The organism is Streptomyces recifensis (genome assembly GCF_002154615.1).
GTDB classification, from domain to species: domain Bacteria; phylum Actinomycetota; class Actinomycetes; order Streptomycetales; family Streptomycetaceae; genus Streptomyces; species Streptomyces griseoluteus.
In genome coordinates this window covers 1-3,197 of sequence record NZ_MUNH01000608.1, presented here as the reverse complement: position 1 = coordinate 3,197, position 3,197 = coordinate 1, and the positions used below count along the sequence as shown (strand labels likewise).

The window sequence follows — 3,197 nt, the reverse complement described above, 5'->3', positions numbered from 1 at the left end:
AGGCCGAGAAGGTCGCCGTCGCGCTGGGGCGGATGTTTCCGGGGCTGTGCGAGGTCGTGCTGCACGATCTGCGGGACCCGGAGCACGCGATCCGGGTCATCGAGAACAACCTTTCCGGCCGTGCCCCCGGTGACCCCGCGACCGAGCTGGGCCTGGCCCGGATCGCGGACCCCCGCTACCCGGACGTCGTACAGAACTACCCCAACCGCTTCCCCGACGGCCGCCCCGCCAAGAGCACCTCCATCGGCATCAGGAACAGCGCGGGCGAGTACATCGCGGCCATCTGCCTCAACCTGGACGTCTCCGTGCTCTCCCCGGTCGCGCTCGCGCTGGCCAACCTGGTCGCCACCGGCACCGAACACGGTGCCGAGCCGTTGGAAACACTGCGGGACCGGCGCGCACGGGAACTGCGCGGGACCGTTGAGGAGCTGGCCGCGCGGCGCGGGGCCACCCCGAGATCGCTGGGCCGCGAGGCCAAGCGCGAGCTGGTACGGCAGCTGCACGGCGAGGGCTGGTTCGACTCGCGGGACGCCGCCCAGACCATCGCCGGCCTGCTCGGGGTCTCCCGGGCCACCGTCTACAACTACACGAAGTAAGAGCCCACACCACTCCCTGGGGGACCCGCCATGCCCGCCGAACCGCACCTCAGCCTCGACGACGTCCGGGCGGCCGCCGCCCGCCTGGAGGGCGTCGCGCACCGGACTCCCGTCCTCACCTCGCGCACCCTGAACGCCCGCGTCGGGGCGGAGGTGTTCATCAAGTGCGAGAACTTCCAGCGGGTCGGCGCCTTCAAGTTCCGGGGGGCCTACAACGCCGCCGCGCAGCTGCCGCCGGACCAGCTCGCCAAGGGCATCGCCGCCTTCTCCTCCGGCAACCACGCCCAGGCGGTCGCGCTGGCCGCCCGGGAGCTGGGCACCACCGCCGTCATCCTGATGCCCGAGGACGCGCCCCGCTCCAAGATGGAGGCCACCCTCGGCTACGGCGCGGAGGTGGTCACGTACGACCGCTACACCGAGGAGCGCGCCGCCCTCGGCGAGGGCCTGGCGAAGGACCGGGGCCTGGCGCTGATCCCGCCCTACGACCACCTCGATGTCATCGCGGGCCAGGGCACGGCCGCGCTGGAACTACTGGAGGAGACCGGAGAGCTGGACGCGCTGGTGGTTCCGGTGGGCGGTGGCGGGCTCATCGCGGGCAGCGCCGTCGCGGCGAAGTCCCTCCACCCGGCGCTGCGGATGATCGGCGTGGAACCGGAGGCGGGCGACGACACCAAGCGCTCGCTGGAGTCGGGGGAGCGCGTCACCATCCCGGTGCCCCGCTCCATCGCCGACGGGCAGGTGCTGCCGAGCCCCGGCGAGATCACCTTCGCGCTCAACCAGCGCCTGGTCGACGCCATCGCGCTGGTCAGCGACGAGGAGATCGTCGACGCCATGCGGTTCGCCTTCGAGCGCCTGAGGATCGTGCTCGAACCGAGCGGCGCCACACCGCTGGCGGCCCTGCTGTCCGGGCGGGTCGAGAACCTTCCGCCGCGGGTCGGCGTCATCGCCTCCGGCGGGAACATCGACACCCGGCGCTTCGCGGAACTCACCGCGGGCTGAGCCGGGCACCGGCCGCCGTGCCCCCTTTCAGCGCGGGGGCACGGCGAATGGCGGGGCGGATCAGACGGTGCCGCTCGCGGAGACCGAGACCTTGGCCTTCGGGGCGCCGCTGCCGGTACCGAGGGACTCGATACGGTCCACGACGTCCTGGCCCTCGACGACCTCGCCGAAGACGACGTGCTTGCCGTCCAGCCAGCTGGTGACGACCGTGGTCACGAAGAACTGCGAGCCGTTGGTGTTCGGGCCCGCGTTCGCCATGCTCAGCAGGTACGGCCGGTCGTGCTTGAGGTTGAAGTTCTCGTCGGGGAACTTCTCGCCGTAGATGCTCTTGCCGCCGGTGCCGTTGCCCGCGGTGAAGTCACCGCCCTGGAGCATGAACTGCGGGATGACCCGGTGGAAGGGGGAACCGGCGTAGCCGAAGCCGTGCTCGCCCGTGGCCAGCTCGCGGAAGTTCTTGGCGGTCTTGGGCACGACGTCGTCGAAGAGACGGAACACGATCCGGCCCGCCGGCTCGTCGTTGATGGTGATGTCGAAGTACACGTTGTCGCTCATGTAGATCAACCTACCGTCGCTCGGCGCATGACGTACGCCGGAGCCCGGCCCGGCGAACCGCGTCAGGCCGGCCTCTTTGCGGGGGCTCGGGGTCAAATGTGCGGCCGTAAACACTCACCAGCATGGTCAAGCCAGCCGCTACCAGCCGACGTTGGCTCGAATCCGGGTCTCCCGGGTATGCAAGGGCAAATCCTGCCGAGCGCTACCAGGTCACCGGCAGTGTTCTCGGACCGCGAATCAGTCCGTCCCGCTGGAACTCCACCTCCTCGGCCGGTACGGCGAGCCGCAGCTGCGGGAACTCCCTCATCACGGCCTCGATCAGCACCTCGGCCTCCATGCGGGCCATCAGCGCGGCCAGGCAGAAGTGCGGGCCGTGCCCGAAGGCGACATGCCCCGCGCCGGAGCGGTCGAAGTCCAGCAGCTCAGGGGTGGGGAAGGCGGACGGGTCCCGGTTGGCGGCGACGTAGGCGTTGTAGACGACGTCCCCCTTGTGGATCAGATGGCCGCCGATCCGCACGTCCTCGGTGGCGACACGGGGGATGCCGACGCCGTTGCGGTGCGGGACGAACCGGAAGAGTTCCTCCACCGCCTTCGGCAGCAGCTCCGGCTCCCGGCGCAGCCGCTCGAACTGGTCCGGGTGGGTGAGCAGGGCGTACATCATGGAGCCGCTGTTGTTGCGCACCGCGTGCCCGCCGCTGACGTACACCGCCATGGCCAGCGAGACCGCCTCGTCGTCGGTGATCTCACCGCTCGCCGCGGCCGCGGCCAGCACTCCGGCCAGGTCCTCGCGGGGCTCGGTGCGGCGGCGCTCCAGCAGCGCGACCACCCGGCTCCGGGTGTCCTGCCGGGCCGCCTGGTTGCGCTCCTTCGCGTTCCCCTTGGTCAGCAGCGCCTCGGAGTTGCCGGCCCAGTTGCGCCAGTCGTCCTCGTCGGCGCCGAGGAAGGCGCAGACCACCGCGATCGGGAACGGCGTGTACAGGTGCTCCATGAGATCGCCGGGAGCACCCGCGCGCCGCATACCCCGGAGCATCTCGCGGGCGGTGCGCTCGG

The 3,197-nt window shown here is 71.1% G+C and carries 4 protein-coding genes; 2 read left to right on the top strand and 2 right to left on the bottom strand.

Annotated elements, in window-relative coordinates:
* Both CCN33_RS26980 and CCN33_RS26975 read left to right on the top strand, forming a co-directional pair.
* Nucleotides 1-596: helix-turn-helix transcriptional regulator (locus CCN33_RS26980; protein WP_086696048.1), on the top strand; the 596-nt coding region annotated here is incomplete at its 5' end.
* 30 nt (nt 597-626) lie between these two features.
* A complete protein-coding gene (locus tag CCN33_RS26975; RefSeq protein ID WP_086696047.1) occupies nt 627-1,595 on the top strand; it encodes a threo-3-hydroxy-L-aspartate ammonia-lyase in 969 nt (322 codons plus the stop codon).
* Between the two features lie 60 nt (nt 1,596-1,655).
* Here CCN33_RS26975 and CCN33_RS26970 read toward each other — a convergent pair whose 3' ends face one another.
* Together CCN33_RS26970 and CCN33_RS26965 are read right to left on the bottom strand one after the other, a co-directional pair.
* Nucleotides 1,656-2,147, bottom strand: a complete 492-nt coding sequence (locus tag CCN33_RS26970) for a peptidylprolyl isomerase (RefSeq protein WP_086696046.1) — start codon at nt 2,145-2,147, stop codon at nt 1,656-1,658.
* A 202-nt stretch (nt 2,148-2,349) separates the two neighbouring features.
* Nucleotides 2,350-3,197 (bottom strand): cytochrome P450 (locus CCN33_RS26965; protein ID WP_107484001.1); only part of this gene is annotated, 848 nt, incomplete at its 5' end.

Coding starts and splice junctions, on each gene's coding strand:
- CCN33_RS26975 (WP_086696047.1), top strand. CDS start 627: ATGCCCGCCGAACCGCACCTCAGCCTCGACGACGTCCGGGCGGCCGCC.
- CCN33_RS26970 (WP_086696046.1), bottom strand. CDS start 2,147: ATGAGCGACAACGTGTACTTCGACATCACCATCAACGACGAGCCGGCG.